At 50.8% G+C, this 24,687-nt stretch carries 25 protein-coding genes; 2 read left to right on the top strand and 23 right to left on the bottom strand.

Features of this window, described 5'->3' with window-relative positions:
• Window positions 1–163: 163 nt before the first annotated feature.
• From DXA87_RS03215 to DXA87_RS03205, 3 genes are all read right to left on the bottom strand, one after another.
• Window positions 164–2,164 carry a TRAP transporter permease gene (locus tag DXA87_RS03215; protein ID WP_117503215.1) on the bottom strand — a complete coding sequence of 667 codons (2,001 nt, stop codon included), beginning with the start codon at window positions 2,162–2,164 and terminating at the stop codon, window positions 164–166.
• Window positions 2,165–2,227: 63 nt separating this feature from the next.
• Window positions 2,228–2,719, bottom strand: coding sequence for a DUF1850 domain-containing protein (locus DXA87_RS03210; protein ID WP_117503214.1), 492 nt, complete (start codon window positions 2,717–2,719; stop codon window positions 2,228–2,230).
• Complete coding sequence (locus tag DXA87_RS03205; protein WP_242990658.1) at window positions 2,700–3,779, bottom strand: TAXI family TRAP transporter solute-binding subunit; 1,080 nt, start codon at window positions 3,777–3,779, stop codon at window positions 2,700–2,702. The genes DXA87_RS03210 and DXA87_RS03205 overlap by 20 nt, the downstream gene beginning before the upstream one ends.
• Before the next feature lie 531 nt (window positions 3,780–4,310).
• On the opposite strand from DXA87_RS03205, the gene aroD reads away from it, so the two are divergent.
• On the top strand, window positions 4,311–5,066 hold the full coding sequence (gene aroD, locus DXA87_RS03200) for a type I 3-dehydroquinate dehydratase (protein ID WP_117503213.1): 756 nt from the start codon (window positions 4,311–4,313) through the stop codon (window positions 5,064–5,066).
• Window positions 5,067–5,188: 122 nt separating this feature from the next.
• Here aroD and spoIVB read toward each other — a convergent pair whose 3' ends face one another.
• The 10 genes from spoIVB to nusB all read right to left on the bottom strand — a co-directional run bounded on the left by spoIVB (window position 5,189) and on the right by nusB (window position 15,816).
• A complete protein-coding gene (gene spoIVB / locus DXA87_RS03195) occupies window positions 5,189–6,466 on the bottom strand; it encodes a SpoIVB peptidase (RefSeq protein ID WP_117503212.1) in 1,278 nt (425 codons plus the stop codon).
• Window positions 6,467–6,692: 226 nt separating this feature from the next.
• Window positions 6,693–8,384: a DNA repair protein RecN gene (recN, locus tag DXA87_RS03190; protein ID WP_117503211.1), complete on the bottom strand. Its 1,692-nt coding sequence runs from the start codon at window positions 8,382–8,384 to the stop codon at window positions 6,693–6,695.
• Between the two features lie 332 nt (window positions 8,385–8,716).
• A complete protein-coding gene (gene argR, locus DXA87_RS03185) occupies window positions 8,717–9,169 on the bottom strand; it encodes an arginine repressor (protein WP_021905435.1) in 453 nt (150 codons plus the stop codon).
• Window positions 9,170–9,276: 107 nt separating this feature from the next.
• A complete protein-coding gene (locus DXA87_RS03180; protein WP_117470214.1) occupies window positions 9,277–10,125 on the bottom strand; it encodes an NAD(+)/NADH kinase in 849 nt (282 codons plus the stop codon).
• 20 nt (window positions 10,126–10,145) lie between these two features.
• Entirely contained in the window at window positions 10,146–10,955 is an 810-nt protein-coding gene (locus tag DXA87_RS03175; RefSeq protein WP_117470213.1) for a TlyA family RNA methyltransferase, read from the bottom strand.
• Between the two features lie 12 nt (window positions 10,956–10,967).
• Window positions 10,968–12,839, bottom strand: a complete 1,872-nt coding sequence (gene dxs / locus DXA87_RS03170) for a 1-deoxy-D-xylulose-5-phosphate synthase (protein ID WP_117503210.1) — start codon at window positions 12,837–12,839, stop codon at window positions 10,968–10,970.
• A gap of 37 nt (window positions 12,840–12,876) precedes the next feature.
• On the bottom strand, window positions 12,877–13,770 hold the full coding sequence (locus DXA87_RS03165) for a polyprenyl synthetase family protein (RefSeq protein WP_117503209.1): 894 nt from the start codon (window positions 13,768–13,770) through the stop codon (window positions 12,877–12,879).
• Window positions 13,754–13,987, bottom strand: a complete 234-nt coding sequence (gene xseB, locus DXA87_RS03160; protein WP_015553747.1) for an exodeoxyribonuclease VII small subunit — start codon at window positions 13,985–13,987, stop codon at window positions 13,754–13,756. The genes DXA87_RS03165 and xseB overlap by 17 nt, the downstream gene beginning before the upstream one ends.
• A gap of 101 nt (window positions 13,988–14,088) precedes the next feature.
• Window positions 14,089–15,357 (bottom strand): exodeoxyribonuclease VII large subunit, encoded by a 1,269-nt coding sequence (gene xseA / locus DXA87_RS03155; protein ID WP_117503208.1) that lies wholly within the window; start codon window positions 15,355–15,357, stop codon window positions 14,089–14,091.
• A gap of 3 nt (window positions 15,358–15,360) precedes the next feature.
• Window positions 15,361–15,816 carry a transcription antitermination factor NusB gene (nusB, locus tag DXA87_RS03150; protein ID WP_021905440.1) on the bottom strand — a complete coding sequence of 152 codons (456 nt, stop codon included), beginning with the start codon at window positions 15,814–15,816 and terminating at the stop codon, window positions 15,361–15,363.
• A gap of 433 nt (window positions 15,817–16,249) precedes the next feature.
• Here nusB and DXA87_RS03145 point away from each other — a divergent pair, with 433 nt between their 5' ends.
• A complete protein-coding gene (locus DXA87_RS03145) occupies window positions 16,250–17,158 on the top strand; it encodes a hypothetical protein (RefSeq protein ID WP_117503207.1) in 909 nt (302 codons plus the stop codon).
• Between the two features lie 65 nt (window positions 17,159–17,223).
• Here the strand turns inward: DXA87_RS03145 and DXA87_RS03140 are convergent, their stop codons facing one another.
• The 10 genes from DXA87_RS03140 to DXA87_RS03095 all read right to left on the bottom strand — a co-directional run bounded on the left by DXA87_RS03140 (window position 17,224) and on the right by DXA87_RS03095 (window position 24,672).
• Entirely contained in the window at window positions 17,224–17,607 is a 384-nt protein-coding gene (locus DXA87_RS03140; RefSeq protein ID WP_117470208.1) for an Asp23/Gls24 family envelope stress response protein, read from the bottom strand.
• A 148-nt stretch (window positions 17,608–17,755) separates the two neighbouring features.
• Window positions 17,756–18,484, bottom strand: a complete 729-nt coding sequence (locus DXA87_RS03135) for a SpoIIIAH-like family protein (protein ID WP_015553751.1) — start codon at window positions 18,482–18,484, stop codon at window positions 17,756–17,758.
• A 130-nt stretch (window positions 18,485–18,614) separates the two neighbouring features.
• Entirely contained in the window at window positions 18,615–19,244 is a 630-nt protein-coding gene (locus tag DXA87_RS03130) for a stage III sporulation protein AG (RefSeq protein ID WP_117503226.1), read from the bottom strand.
• A complete protein-coding gene (locus DXA87_RS03125) occupies window positions 19,198–19,710 on the bottom strand; it encodes a stage III sporulation protein AF (protein WP_117470206.1) in 513 nt (170 codons plus the stop codon). The genes DXA87_RS03130 and DXA87_RS03125 overlap by 47 nt, the downstream gene beginning before the upstream one ends.
• Window positions 19,711–19,783: 73 nt before the next feature.
• Window positions 19,784–21,049 (bottom strand): stage III sporulation protein AE, encoded by a 1,266-nt coding sequence (locus DXA87_RS03120; protein WP_117470205.1) that lies wholly within the window; start codon window positions 21,047–21,049, stop codon window positions 19,784–19,786.
• Window positions 21,046–21,432: a SpoIIIAC/SpoIIIAD family protein gene (locus tag DXA87_RS03115; protein WP_015553755.1), complete on the bottom strand. Its 387-nt coding sequence runs from the start codon at window positions 21,430–21,432 to the stop codon at window positions 21,046–21,048. Before DXA87_RS03115 ends, DXA87_RS03120 begins: the two co-directional genes overlap by 4 nt.
• A 14-nt stretch (window positions 21,433–21,446) precedes the next feature.
• Window positions 21,447–21,641, bottom strand: coding sequence for a stage III sporulation protein AC (gene spoIIIAC, locus DXA87_RS03110; RefSeq protein WP_015553756.1), 195 nt, complete (start codon window positions 21,639–21,641; stop codon window positions 21,447–21,449).
• 10 nt (window positions 21,642–21,651) lie between these two features.
• Window positions 21,652–22,188, bottom strand: coding sequence for a stage III sporulation protein AB (locus DXA87_RS03105; protein WP_117503206.1), 537 nt, complete (start codon window positions 22,186–22,188; stop codon window positions 21,652–21,654).
• 43 nt (window positions 22,189–22,231) lie between these two features.
• A complete protein-coding gene (gene spoIIIAA / locus DXA87_RS03100) occupies window positions 22,232–23,203 on the bottom strand; it encodes a stage III sporulation protein AA (protein WP_117503205.1) in 972 nt (323 codons plus the stop codon).
• Between the two features lie 176 nt (window positions 23,204–23,379).
• Window positions 23,380–24,672, bottom strand: coding sequence for a homoserine dehydrogenase (locus DXA87_RS03095; protein WP_117470202.1), 1,293 nt, complete (start codon window positions 24,670–24,672; stop codon window positions 23,380–23,382).
• Between the last annotated feature and the right edge of the window lie 15 nt (window positions 24,673–24,687).

The following is a 24,687-nucleotide window of genomic DNA, read 5'->3' as shown; positions in this document are numbered from 1 at the left end:
CTATATCTGTCCGCAGTGGTTATTGCAATCTGCGCGCAGCATGGATCACAACTGTCCGACGCCTGACCCGGTGTGTTCTAACAGACACATATAGAAAAACAGGGACCGCCGCAGTAAATTTTCTGCAGCAGTCCCTGTGTGTTCACCGGTTATCTATGAAGGTCTACGCTGCCGCCGGTGCACTCTTCTTTGCAGCTGCTTTCTGGAATACGAATACAACTGCGCAGATCACGATACCTGCGATATCTGTCACAAGACCGCTGTCGATCAGGAGATAAGCGCCAATGAGGCTGGCAATTCTCAATACGATGCTGACCTTTGTGAACAGGAAACCTTCGACTGCTGTACTGATTAAGAATACACCAACTGCAGCAGTTACTGCAACCTGAATCGCTTTTGCAAGCGGAGTATCAAGCAGCAGAAGGTCTGTATTGTATACAAACATGTACGGAAGAATGAATCCTGCAAGCGCAAGCTTTACGGATGCCCATCCTGTCTTCATCGGACTTCCGCCTGCGATACCTGCTGCCGCAAAAGCTGCAAGGGCAACCGGCGGTGTCAGGTTTGCGAACATTGCGAAGTAGAAACAGAACATGTGGGCAACCAGGGCCGGGATACCAAGCTGTACCAGAGCCGGAGCTGCGATCGTAGATGTAATGATATAGGACGGGATACTCGGAAGACCCATACCTAAGATCATGCAGGTGATCATTGTGAATACCAGTGTGAACATCAGGCTCTTTCCGCCGATGCTGATGATGGTATTTGCCATATTCAGGGCGAAACCTGTAATCGAGCAGGAACCAACGATGATACCAACGCAGGCGCAGGCGATCGCTACGGATACGGTAGACTTCGCGCTCGCTACCATCGCATCAAGAATATCCTGGAAGGTCATTCTCGTATTCTTTCTGCACTGCGCCACGATGATCGTGAATACGATCGTATAGAACGCAGCCATGATAACCGTCTTTCCGGAGAAGAACAGCATGTAAACGAGGAAGATGATCGGGAGTGCCAGATGACCGTACTCCTTCATGACCTGGGACATCTTCGGAAGCTGATCCTTCGGGGTTCCCTGCATTCCCATCTTCTCAGCCCTCATCTGGATCTGGAACAGGATGCCCATGTAGTAGATGACTGCCGGGATGATCGCGGATAAAAGAAGTTCATTGTATTTCATGCCGAGCGTATCTGCCATGATGAATGCGGCAGCACCCATAACCGGCGGCATCAGCTGTCCACCGACAGAACCGGTCGCAACAACGGCGCCTGCGAACTCGTCGTCATAGCCGGATTTTTTCATAAGCGGGATCGTGAAGGAACCGGTCGTAACAACGACGGCTACGGCTGCACCGTTGATCATTCCGAGAAGACCTGAAGCAACGACCGCTACCTTTGCCGGGCCGCCCTTTGTGCCGCCCGCGATGGCGTTCGCGAAGTCGTTGAAGAACTGACCCATACCACACTTGTTCATGACTTCACCGAAGGCGATGAAGAGGAAGATGTAGGTGGACGCAACATTGACTGACGATCCGTAAATACCTTCCGTGTTCGAGAAGAAGTGGCTCATTAACTTCTGCCATGTGTATCCTCTGTGGAGGAAAATGCCCGGGACATCGATCGGGATGAGTCCCTGCTTTGTCCCCATTAAGCTGTAGATCATAAAGATAATGGAGATGATCGGGAGAGCCATGCCGCAGACACGTCTCGTTGCCTCCAGAACGACCAGGGTTAAGAGTGTACCGATCACGACATCCATCATGTCCGGCTTTCCGGCACGGTTGATGATGTTTACATAATCTACGCACATATAGATCGGAACTGCGGCTGACAATGCAATAAATACATAATCATACCACGCGATCACTTTGCGGCTCGCTTTTTTCGTGGCCGGATAAAGCATGAAGGCAAGGATCAGGATCATGCCGACATGGATGGAACGATGCTTTAATGTTTCCGGCATGTAAAGGCCGGATGCGAAAACCAGATGATATAAGGTAACGATGATCGCGAATACCCGGTAAGCTTTCTTTAATACCGGGGATCCGAACTTTCTCGTCTTGCTCTCTTTATCAAACTGCTCGAGGAGTTTCTGTTTTTCTTCCTCGCTCATCTCTGCTTCCGCTGTACTGGGGACGATGTTTTTCTCTTTTTCGCTCATACAGATTTCCCTTCCCTTCGTTGTCAGAGTTGTTGTCGGTGTTTCTTCAGCAGTTTCCTTTTCTTATTTTTCGAAACCATTCCGGATCCTCAGCACCATTTTTACGTGATGCGGCATGTCAGAGCCCTGAATCAGGAGCTCGCCATTCACCTTGATATTCTTCAGGGCTGTCTGGGAATTGATCCAGTTGAACTGTGGAAAGACGCTTTCGATCTCATCCATGTAGACGAGTCCGTCTTCGTAGCGGTATTTGCAGTCCATCTCCGCCGGGATCCCGGCACCGAAGCCCGCGACCGCGATAGTGTGGAGGATGAAGTTTCCGTCTTTCTGTATCTCGTAATACTCGTACCACGGAATATGCTCAAAGGAATGTTCCCACTGGAAGGAAAGCTCGTCACCGGTCTTTACCGGGATCTCCCGGTATACGTTTCCGGTCTCAAGCTCTTCGATCACCAGAATTTTTTTCTGCTGCCGTATAAATACGGCAGCAGAGATTGCTGTGATTACCAGAAGAACCGGAATCAGGATTTTTAATTTAGTTCTCAGGAGTCTCATAACCGTGATCCTGCCACCACTTCGCAGCACCGTCATGAAGCGGGATCTTTACATCGTCAACACCGAAGGAAACATCGATGTTCTTGTCTGCTGTGTTGTGGGATGCCTTGATGGTAGCGATTCCATCGTCGGAGAAGATGCAGTCAAGCATATCGTAGACCATGTCATCGGATACGTCCTTATTTACAAGCATGATATTGTAAACGAATACGCTCTCCACGTCCTCTTTGTTGTTGTATGTATTGGCCGGGATCGTGCTTGCGGAGAAGAACGGATACTTCTCGATCAGGTTATCTCTGCCTTCGCCGTCGATCGGAACGATCACCATATCGTAGCTGAATGCCAGCTCGCTGACGGTTGCGTTCGGAAGACCGGAGGTAACGAATGCCGCGTCGCACTGGCCGTTTTTCATCTGGTCGATCGCTTCACCGTAGGATAAGTAGTCAACATCACTATCCTCATATGTCATGCCGTATGCTTCATAGATCATTCTCGCATTTAACTCAACACCGGAGTTCGGAGCACCGATACCGACCCTCTTGCCCTTTAAGTCCTCAACGCTCTTGATGCCTGTGCTTGCTACGGTTACGAGCTGTACGTAGTTCGGCCAGAGTCTCATCATGGCTCTCAGATCCGGCTCTGCCTTCTCAAACGCACCAAAGCCCTCATACGCCTGTACGACGGAGTCCTGCATTGCGATTGCAAGCTCTGCCTCACCGTTTAAGATCAGGTTGATGTTCTCAACCGAAGCGCCGGTTGCCTGTGCGGATGTCTTATATCCTGCATTTCCTAATGCGGTTGCAAATGCGCCGCCGATCGGGTAGTAGATACCACTCGTAGGACCGGTTGCGACTGTGACAAACTCTTTCGCCCTGTCAATGCTCACGGATGTGCTGCCCGCCTCTGCGCTGGAACCATCCGCCGCTTTCTCAGTTACGGCTGCCGCTGTTGTGTCAGCTGCTGTTGTAGATGTACTGCCGGAACTGCTGCCGCATCCTGCAAGAGCTGCTGTCATTGTGAGTGCCATAGCTGCTGCTGTGATTCTCTTCACTAATCTCATACTGTTTACCTCTCCTTCTTTTTGTTTACCCGTAACGATCCGGTCCCACCCGGATCATTACATACCCACTTTTCAAATGCTTCATATTCTTTATAAATATTTCACATTTCATGTCTAAATTTTAACGTAAACATAACCCTGATACAATGGGGTTCGTGCAAACTGCACAAAATCGTGTATGAATGGTAAAAATTGATGTGTGAAATGCAGGAATAAGACAGTTTTCCTGTGAATCTATATGATATTATTTTAACAATTCTTTGCACACCTTTGCGATCGATCGATGAGTTTGCTTGATCGGCAGGAATTGATCGTTCCTGTTAATATATTGCTTTAAATTTTTAAACTTTAACGCGCATAAGTGTTGACTTTTCTCTCTCCTGTCTTTATACTATGGACATAGCGGATCACGCCTCGCAGGCTTTGCCGATTTGGAATACAAAGCACCGGCATTCTTTCTGCGAGATGTGCGTTATATAACGCATGACCGGATATTACATCAATCATATAGAAACAGGGGAGTAACCGCTTATGGGAGCAATTGTAAAAGTAAGAAATGTAAAATTGGGAGACGGAATGCCGAAGATCTGCATTCCAGTTACGGATACAAATCTCGATGACCTGAAAAAATCTGTAAATCTGATCCGGAATACTCCGTTCGACCTGATCGAATGGCGTGCGGACTTCTACACCGGTATGGAAGATCCCGAAGTCCGGACCAAGGCAATGACCTTATTCCGGAATGCTTTAGGAAATATTCCGGTGCTCTTCACGATCCGTACCAGAGTGGAAGGCGGAATGATGGAGATCGATACGGAGACCTACACGAAGACGATCCTCGCCGTGATCGACAGCGGTCTTATTGACCTCGTGGACGTGGAGCTCTCCCGCGGGGAAGAGACGATGAAAACAATCGTCGCGGCAGCCCACCGGGTCGGTGTGAAGGTCGTCGCTTCCCGCCATGACTTTACCGCAACGCCGGATAAGAACATCATCATAAGCAATCTCTGCCTGATGCAGTCCCTGGGCGCTGATATCGTGAAATTCGCGGTGATGCCGCAGTGTGAGCGGGATGTCCTGACACTGCTTGACGCAACGTTGACCATGAAGGAGGAGCACAGTGATACCCCGGTGATCACCATGTCCATGAGCCCCACCGGCGTCATCAGCCGTATCTGCGGTCAGCTCGTCGGCTCCTGCGTGACCTTCGGAACCGCAGGAAAGGCATCTGCGCCAGGGCAGATCCCGGCGAACCTGTTAAGCACGTTCCTGCAAACGCTGGCATAAATGACTGTTCACACGGATATGAGCTCCTTCACAACGATACCCCCCTGTGTCCAGCTCCCCTCTGCTCACTTTCTGTTAAACCCCTATAAGCTCTAAATACCTTTACCATAAATTGTACCCGCTCAATGCGAGATCATATTCTCCGCAAAGATCCCATACCCCCTCGTCGGATCGTTGATAAACACATGGGTCACAGCCCCGATAAGTTTTCCGTCCTGGATAATTGGTGAACCGCTCATACCTTGAACAATGCCGCTTGTCAAATTTAAAAGTTCCTCATCCACAACACGGAGAACCAGGCCTTTATTTTTCTGAATGCTGCCGTAATCCACCTTCTGAATTTCGATCTCATAATCTTTTACTTCCCCGGACACATTGCTTCGGATGTACGCAGTTCCCTTGTGAGTATCCTGTCGGAAGCCGACGGGAATCGCATCGGTTTTTATTGAATCCAGAAAATGGTTGTTTACGGTTCCGTAGATTCCCTCTGCCGTATTCTCCTTCACTTCCCCCAGTTTTGTTCCTTTTCCGTAATAGATCACTCCTGACATGACTCCCGGCTTTCCGGTCTGGCCTTTTTCGATCCCGAGGATCTGGGTCTCGTAGAGTTCCCCACCTTCAATATCCACCAGTTCCCCGGTATCACTGTCACTGATTCCATGCCCAAGAGCACCAAAATTTCCGTTCATATCCACATAAGTCATGGTTCCGATTCCCTGAGTATCATCCCTGACCCAGGCACCAAGCTTATAGCTTCCGTCTTCCGCAAGAACCGGTGTCATATCGACCTCGATCCTGCGACCATCACGCCGGATTCCGAGCGCCAGCGTCTTTCCGTCTGACGCGCTCACCGCGTCCACCAGATCATTTTTATCTTCCAGATCTTCTCCGTCCACCGTCTGGATATAGTCTCCGGACTTTAAAAGCCCATAAGCAGGTTCCACAACGTTTCCCGTATCATTTGTGACCTGCCCCGTCCCGATCACCATAACGCCCTTTGATTTTAAATAGATTCCCACCGGCATTCCACAGGGGATCGCATAAGATCCATCCACCACCTCCACCTGAATGTCTTTCATCCGGATAAGTCCCAGGAACTTCATTCCAACCCGGTAGCTTCCCTCATTTTTCCCATACATAGAGACTGCATCCGGGCGTTCGATCCGGATCATTCCTTGCGGGATTTCTGAAGCATTCTTCAGGACAACCTCCTCGCTGTCACTCTCAAAGGTCACTCCGGGAGGAAGAGCAAAATGAAAGACTTCTTCCTCATTGACCACCAGATTCAGCCGATCCGGCACTGCATACCGGATATAGACCCAGGAAAATCCGATTGTAAAGACGAGAGAAATCCAGAATATCCGGATCAGGATCCGTCGAAACGATTCTTTTTTCATCATGGCAGCTCCTCCTTTATTCATTCTTTATCTGCAACGCCGCTGTCGCGCCTGCACTGCAGTTTTCCGAAGCTGCCGCTTCCCTTTTATCGTTTCCACTTTATCAGACAGTCATTCCCAGCCGTCACAGAAACCGTTATAAAAAAAGGAGAGGCAGCTTTTTTGCTCCTCTCCTATTATGTGATGCTTTTTTATTTTCACCCTGTCAGTTTTTTCTCATTCTGCCGATTCATCCCGCTGTTTGAAGTACAGCTCTGTGATTCTTCGTCTCCTCTGCCAGACGTTTCATCTCCTCGGCATTTTCCCGTACTTTTTCCGTAATCTCAGCTCCGCCTAGGAGTCTTGCGAGTTCATCCACCTCATCCTTCTCTGTTAGTTTTCTGATTTTCGTCGCAGTCACACCATTCTCCACAGATTTTTTTATTTCAAAGTGCGTATCCGCCATTGCCGCGATCTGCGGAAGGTGGGTAATACAGAGTACCTGGTGCTTTTTTCCGATATAGGACAGGCGCTCCGATACCTTCTGGGCTGTCCGTCCACTGATACCGGTATCGATCTCATCGAAGATCAAAGTTGGAATATCGTCCGTGTCCGCAAGGACCGTCTTGATCGCCAGCATAATTCTTGAAAGTTCACCGCCGGAAGCAACTTCCCCCAGCGGCCTTGGCGGAATACTTCCCGGATTTGTGGAGATCAAAAATTCCACCTCGTCGGAGCCGGCTGCCGTAAAGTGATCGGTCCGGTGTACATCTACCCGAAATTCCACATGAAGGAAGTTCAGATCCTCAAGCTCCTCCGTGATCCGGTTCTCCAGAATCTTTGCTGCTTTTTCTCTCTCCTTCGAGAGCCGTCCGCAGAGAAGTCCCAGAACCCGCTTCTGCTCCTCAAACTCGGCTTTTGCGGCAAACGCCAGTTCCGCATAGTTTTCCAAGTCCTCAAGTCGTTTTTTCTTTTCTTCCAGACTCTTTAAGACAGCTTCCTCGCTGTTTCCGTATTTTGCCATAATTCCACGGACAAGATCCAGACGTTCTTCCGTCTTTTTAAAATCTTCCCCAGAAAACTCCATCTCATCCATATAGTCCGAGATCGACCTGCAGATATCCGATAAAATACTTTCCGCGTCAGAAAGACCCGCAGCGATCCCGGACAGCCTTTCATCGTAGGATGCCACACTTTCCATCTCACGGTACGCACGCCCGATCGCGTCCCCATCTACCGCCTGATAAGCTCCCTGTAAGCTTTCCATAATTTTTTGACTATGGGAAAATTTACGGAATTTCGCCGCAAGTTCTTCCTCTTCGCCCGGTTTTAATGCAGAATCCTCGATCTCATCGATCTCGAATCTCACAAAATCAAGTTCCCGCTTCCGGCTTTCCTCATCCAGAGAGAATCCGTCAAGCTTTCCCTTTAATTCCAGATATCTCCGGTAACTCTCTGCCACATTTCTTTTTAGGCTTCCTGTCTCTCTCCAGGAATATTCATCAAGAATCTCCAGATGTTTCTGCTTATGAAGGAGAGACTGATGTTCATGCTGTCCATGGATATCGAGAAGTTTTCCGGTCACAGCTTTTAAACGCGCGGTCGTTACTGTCTCATCATTGATCCGGCTGATGCTTCTCGTCTGTGTGATCTTTTTTGAGATGATCAAAAGACCGTCATCGTCCGGGCAGACATCCATTCTCTTTAATTCTTCCCGTTTTTTCTCGTCATCCACAGAAAAAATAAGTTCAATATACGCGTATTCTTCTCCGCGTCTTATCATATCTTTTGAAGCTTTTGCGCCCAGCGCCAGGGCAACAGAGCCGATGATGATCGATTTTCCGGCTCCGGTCTCACCGGTCAGGATATTCAGACCATTTCCAAATTCTACATCTGCCTGCTCGATCAGAGCAAGATTTTTTACATGTAAACCAACAAGCATCCTGTTCCCTCGCTTTCCCTCTATAAGGATAAAACATTTGTTCGATTTGATAAAACGAGTATACCACACATACGTTCGATTGTCCAGCGTTTTTTCGAACAACTGTTCTCTTCTAGTTCTGCTTCCATAAAAAAATAAACCCCTGCAAAGCAAAACCAGGTAATTATCCCGTTTCTGCTCCGCAGGGCTCAATATTTCTACAATATTCTGCCTTAAACCAAAAGGTTCAAAACCTATTTTCCCCCGTAACTGTTCAGTGCACAGTTACGCGCAAAAATCCATTCTAAGTTTTCTTACGTTCAGCGCAGTAAATGCGCAGACCTACTGAACAGTTACTTTCCTTCAATGATCTTCTTCAGCTTATCCATCAGAATGATCGTGTCATCCACGGTCCGCACCGCGCACATGATCGTATTGTCTCCGGCCACACATCCGACGATCTCATGAAAACCGATCACATCCAGTGCCTCAGCGACTGCCATCGCCATACCGGAAACCGTCTTGATCACAAGAATATTCTGTGCCATGTCCATGGACACATAGCAGTCCCTGAAAATACGGATATATTTCTCGCCAAAATCTTTCTGATGCTGCATGACCGCATAGCACTGGCGGCCATTTTTTCCAGGAGCTTTCGTGAGCTTCAGTTCACGGATATCCCTCGATACTGTCGCCTGTGTCACATGATATCCGGCCTTTTTCAGATACTCCGCAAGCTCCTCCTGCGTCTCGATCTGATATTTTCCGATCAGCTCCACGATCTTACTGTGTCTGTCAACCTTCATGTCTGCTGCCCCTTTCTGATCTCGTCCTGTATCAGTGTCCAGTTCACTTCTTTTGAAGTGATCCGCACACCGCCCTGCGTGTCCTGCAGCGCTATTCCGCTGTAAATTCACGCGTCGTACATCTTCATCTTTAAAATATCAAGGAATGACCGGTGATCAAGCTTCACAACTCTTGTCACCGTCTCTGCCTTTGTGATCTCAATATAATCCCCATTTTCCAGCCGCACTAACGTGTCGCCGTCAAAAGCCGCCACCTGACTGCCCCGGTTTGTTGCCGGGATCTCGATCCTGATCCGGCTATCCGCTCCGAAAACGATCGTTCTCGACGTCAGCGTATGCGGGCAGATCGGTGTAAGGATCATCAGCTGTCCGTCCGGCTGGGCAATCGGTCCCCCCGCCGACAGATTGTACGCTGTGGATCCCGTAGGAGTCGCAACGATCATACCGTCAGCGCTGAATTCATTTAGGAACTGTCCGTCCACGTAAAGCTTTAGCTTTAATACCCGTGGATCTCCGTCCCTTGTCAGGACGATATCATTGAGCGCAATGCTCTCTTTCACCGGCCTTGCGTTCCGGTAAACACAGCCCTTCAACATCATGCGTTCCTGAAGTTCATAGCAGTCCTCCAAAAGCGCATCCAGAAGCTCCTTTACATCGCCTTCCCGGCCGGTCTGGGTAAGATAGCCGAGGCCGCCGAGATTGATACCGATCATCGGAAGTTTTCTCCCTGCAAGATCCCTTGCCGCCTGGATCAGGGTTCCGTCCCCGCCCAGCGTGATGACACATTCGGTATCCGCAGGTACCTCCTCCGGATCCGTGTACGGATTTCCATGTCCGGACACGCTTTTCCCCACGGAAACTCCCGCGTCGTGAGCTTTCAGGTACTTTTCAATAGCCGCCTGCATATTCTTCGTATTCTCTTTGTCAGGATTTGCAACGATGTAAAATTTCTTCATAAAATTATGCCTGTTATGCCTTATTTATCCAGTGTCTCGTGTGCCTTTTCAACGATCTCGGAAGCGCCGATGGTGTCGTTCGCAAATGTACTTCCATCCGTGCAGTTTCTTAAATGGAGCAGATATTCGATATTTCCCTCCGGCCCCTTGATCGGGGAGAATTCCAGATGGAGGGTCTCAAAACCGATGCTGCCCGCAAAGGAGGCGACCATCTCAATGACCTCAAGATGGACGGATTTTTCGCGGACAACCCCCTTCTTTCCGACCTTCTCACGCCCTGCCTCAAACTGCGGCTTAATTAAGCATACGACCTCTCCGTCCGGCTCCATGAGCGCCTTCACCGGCCCCAGGACCTTCGTCAAAGAAATAAAGGAGACGTCAATGGATACAAACTGGATCCTGTCCGGGATCTCCTCCGGAGTCACATAACGGATATTTGTCTTTTCCATGCAGACCACGCGCTCATCATTTCTGAGCTTCCACGCCAGCTGTCCATGCCCCACATCCACAGAATAAACCTTCACTGCCCCGTTCTGAAGCATGCAGTCCGTAAATCCGCCCGTGGACGCTCCGACGTCCATACAGATCTTTCCCTCTAATGTCACGCCGAAATGTGTCATGGCCTTCTCCAGTTTCAGTCCGCCGCGGCTCACATATTTTAATGTGGTTCCGCGCACCTCCACGTTCGCTGTCTCGTCGAACATGGATCCCGCCTTGTCTTCCTTCTGTCCATCCACATAGACGATGCCGGACATGATGACCGCCTTCGCCTTCTCTCTGGACTCCGCCAGATTTCTCTTTACCAGCAGAACATCCAACCGTTCTTTCATTGGCTTTGCTCCTTATCTCTTCTCGTTTAAAAATTCCGTCTCAATGCGTCTGATCACAGAATCGCTGTTGATTCCAAGCATCTCCCTGAGCACAGAAACGTTTCCGTGTTCTACATAGGCATCCGGAAGCGCGATCTGGATCACGCGGATCTCCGGGTGTTTTTCATGGATATATTTTGTGACATACATGCCCATGCCGCCGCGGAGAACATTCTCCTCCATGGTGACGATCAGTTTATGCGTCTTGCAGAGACGATCGATCATATCCGTATCGAGCGGCTTTACAAATCTCGCGTTCACTAAGGTACAGGGCTGTCCTTTTTCCTTTAATTTTTCCCGGACGTGTTCGCCGGTGCTCACCATGCTGCCGAGGGCAAAAAGTGCGATCTCTGACTCCTCGTAGAGCATCTCCGCCTTTCCATATTCGACAGGAGCGCGGAATTCTTCCAGTCCGCGGTACGCCTGTCCTCTCGGATAACGGATGGCAAGGGGCGCATCAAAATTCACGCCGAACTCCAGCATGTCCTGAAGCTCCCAGCAGTTTTTCGGTGCCATGATGTTCATTCCTGGCACAAGACTTAAGAAGGAAATATCAAAAATTCCCTGATGCGTCTCCCCGTCGCTTCCCACAAGACCGGCCCGGTCGATGGCAAACAGGACCGGAAGATCCTGAATACAGACATCGTGAAGCACCTGGTCATAGCCACGCTGTAAAAAAGAAGAATATACCGCAACTACAGGCTTCAGTCCCGCTGCCGCCATGCCTGCCGCCGATGTCACCTCATGGGCCTCCGCGATTCCCACATCAAAGAACCGTTTTGGGAATTCCTTCGCAAACTTCGTGAGTCCTGTTCCGTCCGGCATGGCTGCTGTCAGAGCCACAATTCTTTTATTCTTTCCGGCAAGTTCGCAGATCTTCTCTGAGAATACATCCGTGTAGCTCGGAAACTCCTTTTTCTTTAAAGGATTTCCGGTCTTGATATCGAATGGTTCCACACCGTGGAATCTCGCCGGATTTTCTTCCGCCGGCTTGTAGCCTTTTCCCTTTTTCGTGATAACATGGACTAAGACCGCATGCTGGACGCGCTTCGCCTCCTTAAATACACGGATCATTTCCTGAACGTTATGGCCGTCCACAGGCCCCAGATACGTGATCCCCATGTCCTCAAATAACATTCCCGGAACAAGGAACTGTTTGATCCCGTTCTTTAACTGGTACAGACCGCATGCCAGCGGTCTTCCGATCACAGGGATCGCGGAAAGTGTCCGTTCCACTCGGAGCTTTAGCTCCGCATATCCTTCTTTTGTGCGGACACTGCTGAGATATTTCGACATTCCGCCTACGTTTCTGGAAATGGACATCTCATTGTCATTCAGAACAATAATAAAATTTTTTTTGATCTGGGCCGCGTTGTTCAATGCCTCATATGCCATTCCGCCGGTCAGGGCGCCGTCTCCGATGACCGAGATCACCGAATAATCCTCCTCCGTGATCTCTCTCGCCTGGGCAAGTCCAAGACCCGCAGAGATGGAGGTGGAGCTGTGTCCTGTGTCAAAGGCATCGTAAGGGCTTTCCTTTCTCTTCGGGAATCCGCTCATTCCGCCAAACTGGCGCAGGTCATCAAATCCGGCTTTTCTTCCGCTTAAAAGCTTGTGGGTGTAGGCCTGATGGCCCACGTCCCAGACGATTTTATCCTTCGGAAGGTCGAACGCCAGATGCAGCGCCATCGTGAGTTCCACAACCCCGAGGTTTGAGGCGAGATGACCGCCTGTTTTACTTATTTTTTCAATCAGGAACTGGCGGATCTCCTGCGCAAGCTCCGGATATTGGTCTTCTTTCAGTTTTTTGATGTCCGAAGACTGTTTTATATGATCAAGCAGCATGTTTCCAGACTACTCCCTTACATATTTTATATAGTGATTAGTTTCTCCTATTCACGAGCATTTCAATAATATTGTACAGAAATTCATTTTTTCCCGGCAGCCCCGCAAGTCTTCCTGCTGCCCGGTCAGAAATTTCCTTTACATCCCGTTTTGCCTTTTCAAGGCCTTCTAAGGTCACATAAGTGGTCTTTTCGTTCTTTTCATCGCTCAGAACCGGCTTTCCAAGCTCTTCCTGAGTGCTCGTCACATCGAGGATATCGTCCTGAATCTGGAACGCGAGACCGACCTCGGAGGCCATCGTTTCCACCTCTTTGATCTCTTCCACGGTCGCGCCCGCAAGGACTGCACCGATCATCATGGAGGCCTCGAGGAGAGCACCGGTCTTTAACCGGTAGATGAAATCAAGTTTTTCTCTCGGAACCGCCTTTCCGGTGAGCTCCACATCGACGGTCTGTCCGCCGATCATGCCATAGATTCCGGTCTTTTCTGCGAGGATCCCGATGGCGCGGCCGACTTTTGCCGGATCAGCGCCCATGGAAAAGGCCTTTGACGCAGTCTCGAACGCGTAGATCATCAGCGCGTCACCCGCCAGTACTGCCATGTCATAGCCGTAGGCTTTCCAGGTGGTGAGTTTTCCGCGGCGGTATTCGTCGTTATCCATGCACGGCAGATCGTCATGGATCAGGGACGAGGTGTGGATCATCTCCATGGCCGCCATGAACGGCTCGATCTCCGGACCGTTTCCGCCGAACAGACGGTACACTTCCCGCATGAGAAGCGGTCTTAAGCGCTTTCCACCTGCTTTTACACTGTAATTCATTGCCTCAAAGATCGTCCTCTGATGTCCGGTCTCCTCCGGCAAATATGAATATACGACTGTCTCAGTCTCCTTGACCGCCTGACTGAACCTTTCCTTAAAATTGTCCGCCATTTTCCTTTTCCTCCGTTTGATCTCCACTCAAAACAAGGATCTTTTTTTCGATCGTCTCAATTTTTTCGTTACAGCTCTTTACAAGCTTCATGCCCTCTTCATAATCAGCGAAAGCGTCCTCCAAAGATCCGTCTCCCTTTTCCAGCTTTCCGATGATCCGGTCGAGAGCCGCAAATGTCTCCTCGACATTCATCTGTTTTCTTGTCTCGTCATCCATATGATTCCTCACTGTGGCAGAATGTACTGCCGTGTTGTTCTATTTTCCCGCAAACTACATAACGATTCAGTACCTTCATAGTTACGTGCAAAAATCCATTTCTACTGATACTTCTCAACATGATCTACAACAGCCCCGATCCGACCGTCCTTCACCCGGACCGTGATCCGTTTTCCGGCTTCCGCCTGTTCCACAGTCTCCAGACGTTTGCCATCCCTGTCCGTGATAAATCCGAATCCGCCGCTGATCTTCTTTAACGGGGACAGTCCCCACAGACGTTCACTCTTCACCGCAAGATTTCTCTTATCAGCCGCAAGCCGGTCCGCCATGGATCTTCTGAGCAGTGTCTCCGCATTCTGCAGATCACGTCCCGTCTCCTGCTGCCGCTCTGCGATCAGACGTAAAAGTGTATCTTCCGCGTCCGCCAGCCGTTTTTTCTTCTCATTCAGCTGGCTCTTCGGGTCATAAAACCGCAATGTCAGCTCATCATGCTTTAACCTGCTTTTAGCCCGCTCAAGACTTGTACCCATCTCCTTCATCAGGCGCTGTTTTCTCGCATTCAGATCCATCCGGAACTGGAAATAATCAAATACCGCAAGCTCTGCCGCCGCTGACGGAGTCGGTGCCCGAAGATCTGCCGCGTAATCCGCGATCGTCACATCGGTCTCGTGACCGACTGCGGAGATCACCGGCGTATTGCATGCGAAGATCGCTCTGGCGACTTCCTCCTCGTTGAAGGCCCAAAGGTCTTCGATCGAACCGCCGCCGCGCCCGACAATCAGGACATCCAGTCCCATCGCATCAAGCGTCCGGATTCCTTTTACGATGCTGTCCTTTGCGCCGTCTCCCTGAACCAGGGCCGGGTAGAGGATCAGCTGGACATATGGATTCCGTCTGTGGGAGATATTCATGATATCCCGGATTGCAGCTCCCGTGGGCGCTGTGACGATTCCCACGGTCTTTGCGAACCGCGGGATCGGCCGCTTATACTGTGGGTCAAACATCCCCATCTCTTCCAGCTCTTTTAAGAGTTTTTCAAATCTCAGATACAGGTCCCCGCGCCCGGAAAGTTCGATTTCTGACGCGTAGAGCTGGTATTTTCCGTCCCGCTCGTAGACATCCACAGTTCCTTTTACAACAACCTGCTGTCCCTCGGCAAGCTTAAAGTTGAGGCCGCGGCGCTGGCTTGCGAACATGACAGCCTGAAGTGTTCCGCCGCCGTCTTTCAGTGTGAAATAGATATGTCCGGAACTGTGATACTTACAGTTGGAAACTTCCCCCTTCACCGATAGGCGGCGAAGAAGGAAGTCCTGTGCAAACATATTTTTGATGTATGAATTTACCTGTGCAACAGAGTAAACACCTGCCATCGTTTAATTGCCTTTCTGGATCAGTTTTGCAAGGATACCGTTTACAAATGCCGGAGCTTCATCTCCGCCGAATTTCTTTGCGAGTTCAACCGCTTCGTTGATGGCAACCTTCTCCGGGATCTCCTCATCATATTTCATCTCGAACACTGCAAGACGTAAAATCGTAAGCTCAACTTTACCCATACGTCTTGTTCTCCAGCCTTCCGCGATCTCGTTGATCTTTTCATCGATCTCCGGGATCAGTTCCATGATCTTCTCGACGCGTTTTTCGAGATATGCGCGATCCTCTTCTTTCTCAAACGGATCATGAAGGATCTCATCTTTTCCGTCTTCGCCGGTCACATCCTCCTTCGGCGCTTCAAAATATCTCTCTAACTGCTCTTCCTTCTCCTCTGCCGGGTAAAAATCCTGGCAGAACAGCATTTTAAAACAATGTTCTCTGGCTTCCCTTCTGGTCACTTTTCTACCTCCGTTTATCTGAACGGGCCGACGGGCTTTTCCGTCAGTCCGTGCTGCTCTGATTATCAATCTCTGAACTGCTCTTTTGCAGCCATGCTTCCGAAAAAGCTGCCTTTTGCAGCTTCTGCAGATGTGAGCGCAGAACAGAGTACTCCTAATTTAGGATTATACGTAACTATTCAGTACCTTCATAGTTACGTGCAAAAATCCATTCCAGATCAGCTTCGCTGATGGGATTTTTGCCTTCCAGCCTATGTTTTCTTACGGTCAGCGCAGCAAGTGCGCAGACCTACTGAACAGTTACGATTATACATGAAAATGTATATTTTCACAAGTCCTTATGTGAGAGATGTTTCTTTTATCCTTGTGGTATGGTATACTCTTTCTGATCCCTTCAGAATTCCAAACTTACCTCAGAAAGGAAAATAATACAATGAACAAAGTAAAATACCTGCCGCTCATCATCCTGTGCATGCTATTAACCGGATGCGGCAATAAAAATAATATTTCGAAGGAAGTCTCCACAGAAACAGCCGTACATACTTCCGAAGTCGAATTAAAAACGGCAGTGGAAACAGAGTCAGAAAGCACCTCTGAATCTGACACGAAAACAGTGGCAGAAGAAAGCTCTGAAACCGATATGAAAACAGAAACCAGCCCTGCTGCCAATACTGACACCGAAAATACGGCTTCTGAGACAAAATACATTACCATCGACCTGTCCACAGCCAGGGAGACACATCCCACCGGTGATGCCGCCGCTCCTTTTGATTTAAAAATCGTATCCGAAGAAGAAAACGGTATCGATTTTGCAAACGAATGGTACGACAGGAAAGGATTATCCCTCCCAATGATCGGCACCGACTGGAACAGCTTTTATGATGACAACTACCAGTACCTCTGGTCCGGCGAAGAGCTTTATATTTTTGAAAACGGTACCGGGAACTGCCTGTATGTCTTAACCTATCCCACCGACAAATGGTACATCAATGGAAACAATGCCTGTCTGAAGGACGGTATTTTCTACGGAGCCAGCGTGACAAACGGCTACGCCCAGCTGGATACCTGTTTCATGTTTGCCTATGATCTGGAAAATAACAAACTCCTCTGGAGAAGCGCTGACCAGACCTGTAATTCCATGAACTTTATCGTAAAAGACAATGTGATCATCTGCGGATACGGCTTCACCTCCGAGGACGACTACCTCTACCAGCTTAATCTTCACACCGGAGAAGTCCTCTCCCGCCTGAAACTAAAAAAGCAGCCTGATCTCCTCGTATACCAGGATAATACACTTTACGTCCATACCTACAGCTATAACTACACAATCGAGATAAAATAAGTTCGCCAAAAAGGGCAGGACTCCCAGTGTCTCCCGGGAATCCTGCCCTCACGCAGTCACAATCTTTACTTTTCTTCCAGGCTGACCCCGGCAATCTTAATATTCACATCAAGCACCGTAAGCCCCGTCATGTTCTCGATCGCGTTCTTAACCTTCTCCTGCACCTTCTCGCAGACGTCCGGAATACTATATCCATATTTCAGATTCAGAGCCATATTCACACTTACATGCTCCTCCGTAACTTCCACCTTAACGCCTTTGGAAAGGTTCTTCATTCCAAGCTTTCCAACCAGCTCGTTCGTAATATTTCCCGCCATGGAGTCCACGCCGTCAACTTCAGTTGCTGCCAGGCCGGCAATAATTGCCACGACTTCATCCGCAATCTGGACTTCTCCAATTTTGTCCTTTTCATAAACCTTATGACTGCTTCTCTCTGTTTCCGCTGCCACAACAATTACCTCCTGTATATCAAAGATACAGTTATTATACCATTTTCTCCTCTCTTTGCATAGTTCTTTTTATCACACTTTGCGCCTGCCGCCAGAGATACCGGGAACCATACCACTTTACGCCAATATTCCGGCACCATCGTCCTTATCACTCATCCACATCCAGCAGCGTGATCACGATCCCGTCTGCCCCGATCTCCGTCTTCCTCTTCACGATATCCTCGATCTGCGCCCGTTCCTGGTCCGAGAGTGATGCCGCGTTCACCACAACATCCACCTTCCCGTCCGTGATGCTGACCACCGGGTCCACAAAGCCTTTTGCCTTTAAAAGCGTCTCCGCCGCGTTCTCCTTTTCCGAGATCTCCGTCATCCCGATGAGGTTCTGGATCGCCGTCTGCTTCTCCTCCTCCGAGATCTGGTCACTGTTGATGATCTGCATCAGAGTTTCCTTATTCTTTGCCCGGATCTGCTCCCTGCCAAGTTGGACGCCAGCTATGTACTCGGAGATCCCTGTTCCGCCGGTGAGCACCGCCTCGCCCGGATTCTCGATTCCCGCAGCCGCTGTCTCCTGCCCGGAAACTTCTGCACCAGCAGATTCCGCACTCTCAGGCATCGCCGCCACCTCATTTCCATCGGGCAGAAGTTCCTCTCCATCCCCGTCAAGACTCGCAATTTCCTTGAGCTTTCCATCATCCACCCCATTCTTCGCCTGATTCTCCGCCAGAATGTCCGAATCGGAAATATCCATCATCCCCGCCTCGTACACCTCTGCCCCCGCCACTTCCTTCTTCGACGAGTAATTCAGGTATCCCGCTGCCGCGATCATGACCGCCAGCGTCGTGATAATGATCTGATTTCTTCTGAAGATCCGTTTCATCGCAAAACTCCTTCTTTCCCATACTTTCATACTTCCATTCTATGATTCCAGGCTTGAAATATACCGCTGTAATTCTCTCCTCTGTAAAAAACAGAACCCATTTTTGCCGATACTCTGCAATCCACTGCCTTTATTTCACCGCCCGCTTCATCACCTTGATCTTATTCGCCGGAAGTCCTAAAAGCGCCTCCATCGCCTCCGAGATCTCCGCCCGGATCACCGCACTTCCGCCGCCGTCCGCGCTGATGACTACACCGGAGATCTCCGGTTTCACTTCCTTCTCCATCACCGGTGACTGGCTCTTCCCGTCAAGCACCGTGCTCTCTGACTGGTTCTCCTCCCTTATGACCCGTGAACTCCCGGAGCTGCTCCCACTCTCCTCCGTCACTGAGGACGTGCTGCTCTTATCCACATGCCAGATCCTCTCCTCCGAAGATTTCAACACCACCATCACATCCGCCTCCCCGACGCCATCCACACTCTTTAATAGTTCCCGGATCCGCTGCTCCAACTTCTCCTCGTAAGAACCACTCTCCTCCTTCGCTGCAGCTTCCTCCCCGGCATCTTCCAACGCAGTGCTCTCATCGTCCCCGCTGACATCCGCAACCACCTCCACCGTTCCAGCTCTCAATCCGGAATCCGTTGTCTTCCCATTCGGCAGTGAGATCACAAACAGCAGCAGCCCGGAACAGAATAGAAAAATCACCTTCTCCTTATTCCCTTTCAACATCGACCTCAATGTCCCGTTCTTCCACTCCATAATAAGCTCCTATCTTCCTTCTGACCGAAGCGATCTCCGCTCCTGCCTGATTCTGCTCTCCCCGGACCACTAACTTCACATGGCTGAGATTCCCGGCATCCGCCACCCGGGCCGATACGCTCACGCATTCCAGACCATCACTCTCTGCCATAGTCCGGATATCAGACTCCACCGCCGCCCGGTACCGCTCATAAAATCCTGCGATCCGCCTCTCATCCACGGCTCCAAGTTCCTCCTTCAGCGTCCGCACATCGTCCTCAAAGATGATCTTCTCAAACATGCCCGCTATCGCTGTCTCCATCCCCGTGATCCGTGCAAGCGGCCCAAAAGCCAGCAGGATCATAACCGCCCCGGCAAACAGCCGCAAGTACTTTTCGTATTTCGGATCCGGCAGAAGATTCATGACCATGGTCACGAAGATCATGTAAAAAACGATGTCTTTTACCCAGTTTTCAATCGCTTTCATGCCGCTCCTCCACTTCTCCGCTGCTGTTCACATTTTGCACAGCCACCTTGATAATATGCAGTGTGACAACAACTCATCCCGCATAGTACACCGCATTCGTAGAATAACTGATCACTGCGATGGTCACCGCAAACAACGCCAGCGAATACCCGACGATTTCGAGTAACATCCCATGCCCCACGGCATTCTGCGCCATACATGCAGCCAGCCGCTTATCACATACAGGCTGCATCACAGCCGCTGCCAGATAGTAGAGCGCCATGAGCACCGCCAGCTTCACCATAGGTACCGACGCCAGAAAGATCAGGACCGCCACCGCCGCGGCACCCGCCGTGTTCTTTATGAGAACCGCCGATCCCATCAGAAGATTTGACATTGCCCCGGCCCCTGCGCCGATTCCCGGAACCGCCTCGATGGTCCGCACGACCGCCGCGTTTTTCATGGCATCCGCCTGGGGCAGAACCAGCCCCTGGATCAGGTGAAATCCCACAACGATACCGAACATGGTCTTCACGGTCCACCCCACGACTTTTCCCAGGAACTCCGTCATCACCGAGAACATTTCTTCCCGGAACAGATTTCCCACCAGGGAGAGCACCATGTAGAGCTTCATGATCGGCAAAAGGAATCCCGAAACCACCGCCTGGATCACGCCAATGGCCCCCAGCGTGAATCCGCAGACCGATGCCGATGTCACCGCCCCACCCGCCATAGTCACTGCAAGGAAATATGCCGGGAGCAGAACCTTCATGAACCCTAAGATATCCCCTGTGGTCTCCTCTGCGATGCGAATACTGGCAAAAAAGCTCGCCGCCAGGAATGTCTGCACGCAGATACAGATCACGTAGGCCCCCGTCTCCGACAGCTGGCTGGAACCGAAAATTCCGAAAAAGCCGGAACATGCCGCCCCGCACAGGGACAAGATCAGGATTTCCGCTAAAAACGAGGTGTTTGTCCGGATCTCCGAGAACAGTGCGGAGACAATCCTATCCTTTCCATATAAGAAGACGTTCTCCGCATCACCTTTCCGGATCATGTCCATTAAGTCCCGGAATGTAAGTCCCGCTGTATCATCACCGCCGATCTGGTCTAAATACTCCTGGATTTCTGTAACGTCAATATCTGCTATCTCATCATCCTGCTGCGGTTCCGCTCTCTGCCCGAAATCCACTGTTTCCGCTGTTGGCATCGGAATTGTCCACAATCCAGCCTGCCGCCCTGTTTTCTGTCTGAAACCGGTCTGCTCTGCGGCAAAAGCTGTAACCTCACTCTGTCTGATTCCCCAGAATATCCCCATAACAAGCCCCAGCATCAGAAATACATTTCTCTTCCATCTCATTCCATAAACACCTTCAATGTCTCCACCAGCGACAGCACCACCGGCGCGCTCACCGCGAGGATCGCCAGCTTCCCAACCATCTCCACCTGGGTCCCCACTGCAGAGTATCCGGCATCCTTGCAGATCCCCGACGTGAACTCTGCGATATATGTGATTCCCGCCATCTTGAATAACGCCGCCAGATACACATGCCGGATCCTGATCCCGTTTCCTATCTCCCGCAGGGTGTCCAAAAGCACACCCAGTCTTGCCAGACCAAGAAATCCGACTCCGATGGATGCCGCCAGAACCAGGTACACCGCGTACTCTGGCTTCAGCGGTTTTAACTGCGCCGCAAGCAAAACTGCCGTAAGCCCCAGAAGTGCCGCCTGAACTACCGCCATAACTCTCCCTCCTTTCACAGCGAAAACAGATTTTTAATTGTCTCAAACAGATCATAGATATACGGCACGATCCAAAACAGCACCAGAATCAATCCTGCGAGACTCGTGAGAAATGCCTGGTCCTCGCGCCCGCTGTGCTTCAACACCTGACACATCACCGACACCAGGATCCCCACCGCCGCGATCTTAAATATCAGATTTACCCCCATAGTCTCCCCCTTACGCAAAGAGTACCAGAATAAAAAGTCCTGCCGCCATTCCGAGAGACCGGTAAAGCTTCGTCCGGCTCTCCATCTCCTTCTTTAAGAACGCCAGGGAGTCATCCGCCTGTTCCAGATAGAACAGGATCGTCCGCTCCTGGGTCTTTTTGTCCGCGTAACCGAGATTTTCCCCCAGTGCCTGGAGTGCTTCAAGATCCTGTTTTCTTAAAGGAAGGTCGTCCGGGAATTTTTCCATCTCTTCCTTCCATATCTCAGCAAACGCCTTCCCAGTTTCTTCCTCCATCCGCTTTTCCACCCGTAGAAAAAAGAGTCCTGCCTCCGCCGCCATCCCGGAATTCCCGTCTGAAAACCGGCTGCCGATCTCCTTTAGCGCCTCCGGCAGCGTCTCGTTGGAGTACAGGATCCGCGCCTTCAGATAGACCGCCATCTGTCGGAAGATTCCAAGCATCTTTACCCGCATCTCCCACTCCCCCGCCAGCAGAAAACCTCCAGCTACCGCCGCTGCCGCCATGCACAAGAGTCCTAAATATTTCATGTCTCATCCCCCGTCCACTCACGATCTATGTCTTGTTTAAACCTTAATTTCTTTTATCCATTCGCTGAAAATTCACATCATAAATTCCCACTATCGTTCCCGGTCCCGGAACTCCGGAAAGAACCACATACCGGGAAAACACCTTCGCTTCCGCCAGTTCCCGCCACGCCGGCCGCTTCATGATATCCCCAACATCTGCACCATGGACCGTCGCCAGGATCCTGCACCCGCAGTTCATCCCATACTTCATCGCCAGGATCTCGCCTTCCCCTCCTGCCTCGTCCACCGCCAGCACCTGGGGTGCCATGGAGCGCAGCATCATGAGCATTCCCTCAGACTTAGGGCACCCGTCCATCACGTCGGTCCTGGGCCCCAGGTCACACTGGGCAACTCCTCCAAAACACGCTGCGATCTCCGAACGCTCGTCCACCACGGACACATTCTTCCCCGCTCCCCATGTTCCCCCGCATGAAAGTTCCCGGATCAGATCCCTCAAAAGTGTTGTCTTTCCTGCTCCCGGCGGGGAGATCAAAAGCGTGTCCAGAAATGTTTCCCCATCCATCAGGTACGGCAGCACGTTTTTTGCGCAGCCCTTTACCTCATGGGCAACACGGATATTTAAAGATGAGAGATCCCGGACCGTCCTCACATGTCCGTCCTCCACCACCGCTTTCCCTGCGATTCCCACACGGTGTCCCCCGCAGATCGTGAGGAATCCCTGGCTGATCTCCCGCTCGTAGGCGTACAGCGAATGTCTGGAACAGGTCTCCAGAATCCCGCGGATCAGCTCCTGGTCTGCAAGAACTACGCTCCAGTCTTCTCTTATCTCCAGCGCCCCCATCTTTTTCTTTCCATAACTTTCCGTCTTTCCACAGGTCCCATCCGAAAAAAGGAGGTTTTCCCCGCTTTCCAGCAGTATCATCACCGGTTTTTCCGTCCGGATTCTGATCTCCCGAATCGTTTTCCCGTCTGGAACCGCCTGTTTCAGCAGTCTTTCAAAAGTTTCCGTATTCATCCCGCGCTCCTTTCTCCCCGTGTTCTGCCTGTCCGCCTTTCCCGGAATTGATACAATATATGAACACCCCGGATTTTTATGATATTTCTCGGAAAATAAAAAAGCACATCCACCCAGTCAGTTTCACCTGACCAGACAGATATGCTTTCTAATTCCATTATTTCAAATACCGGCTGTTAATCCCCGTAAACCCTGATAATTCCGGACACCTCACGAAGCACGGACATGCCCTTCACGATCATCAGCGCGTCGTTGAAATGGCGCTCCAGAACGGAATCCGTGATCACAACAAGCTCTGCAACACCGTCCCTCGCGCGTTTCTGAACGACCTGGGCGATGCTGACATCGTTGTTTCCGAGAACGCCCGCAATATTTGCGAGGGCGCCCGGCTTATCCGCGACCTGAAGACGGAGGAAATATCTCGATCTCGTCTCCTCGATCGGCTTCACCGGATAATTCTTGTACGCCACGCCGCCATTCCAGCCACAGTTGTCGTGAACGATATTTCTCATGACGATGATGATATCACCCATAACGGCGCTGGCCGTCGGCATCTTTCCCGCACCGCGTCCCATGAACATCGCGTCATCGCAGGCCTCGCCGTGTACAAACACCGCGTTGAAGGAGTCGCGGACCGTCGCAAGCGGATGCTGCTCCGGGATCAGCATCGGGTGGACCTTGACCTCGATTTTTCCGTCCACCAGCTTTGTAACGCCGAGAAGCTTGATCACATAGCCGAATTCCTTCGCGTAGCGGATATCATCGGAGGTGATCTTCGTGATCCCTTCCATATAGACATCGCTGAAGGTCACCTTGGAGTTGAACGCCAGGGAGGACATGATCGCGATCTTTCGTCCCGCGTCGTAGCCTTCCACGTCCGCCGTCGGATCCGCCTCCGCATATCCAAGCTCTGTGGCCTTTGCCAGCGCTTCCTTGTAATCCATCCCCTCTTCCGACATCTTTGTCAGAATGTAGTTCGTGGTTCCGTTAACGATTCCCATGATCTCCGTCAGCATGCTGCCCGCGAGGCTCTGCTTTAAGGGACGGATGATCGGGATCGCGCCTGCGACTGCCGCCTCAAACTGGATATCGCAGCCGCTGTTTTCCGCCAGTGACAGGATCTCCTGTCCATGCTCCGCGAGCACGTCCTTGTTGGCGGTGACCACCTGTTTTCCGGCTTCCAGGGCCTGCACGATATAGGTTCTCGCCGGTTCCACGCCGCCCATGAGCTCGATCACAAGCTGGATCTCCTCATCTTCCAGGATCTCCTGCCAGTTGTCCGTCATGATCTCCTTCGGGATCCCCGGGCGGTCCTTCTTTGTGTTCCGCACCAGAACCTTCTTAATTTCCAGGCTGGCACCGGTCTTCTGGAACATCTCATCCTTTAACATCTCGGCGAGGGCATACACGCCGCTTCCAACCGTTCCAGCGCCGAGAAGCGCCGCCTTGATCACATTTCTCTCTCCCATGGTTCGTATCTCCTC

It is taken from the genome of Desulfotomaculum sp. OF05-3 (assembly GCF_003435535.1).
GTDB classification, from domain to species: Bacteria; Bacillota; Clostridia; order Lachnospirales; family Lachnospiraceae; genus Pilosibacter; species Pilosibacter fragilis.
This window is presented reverse-complemented; position numbering and strand designations above follow the sequence as displayed.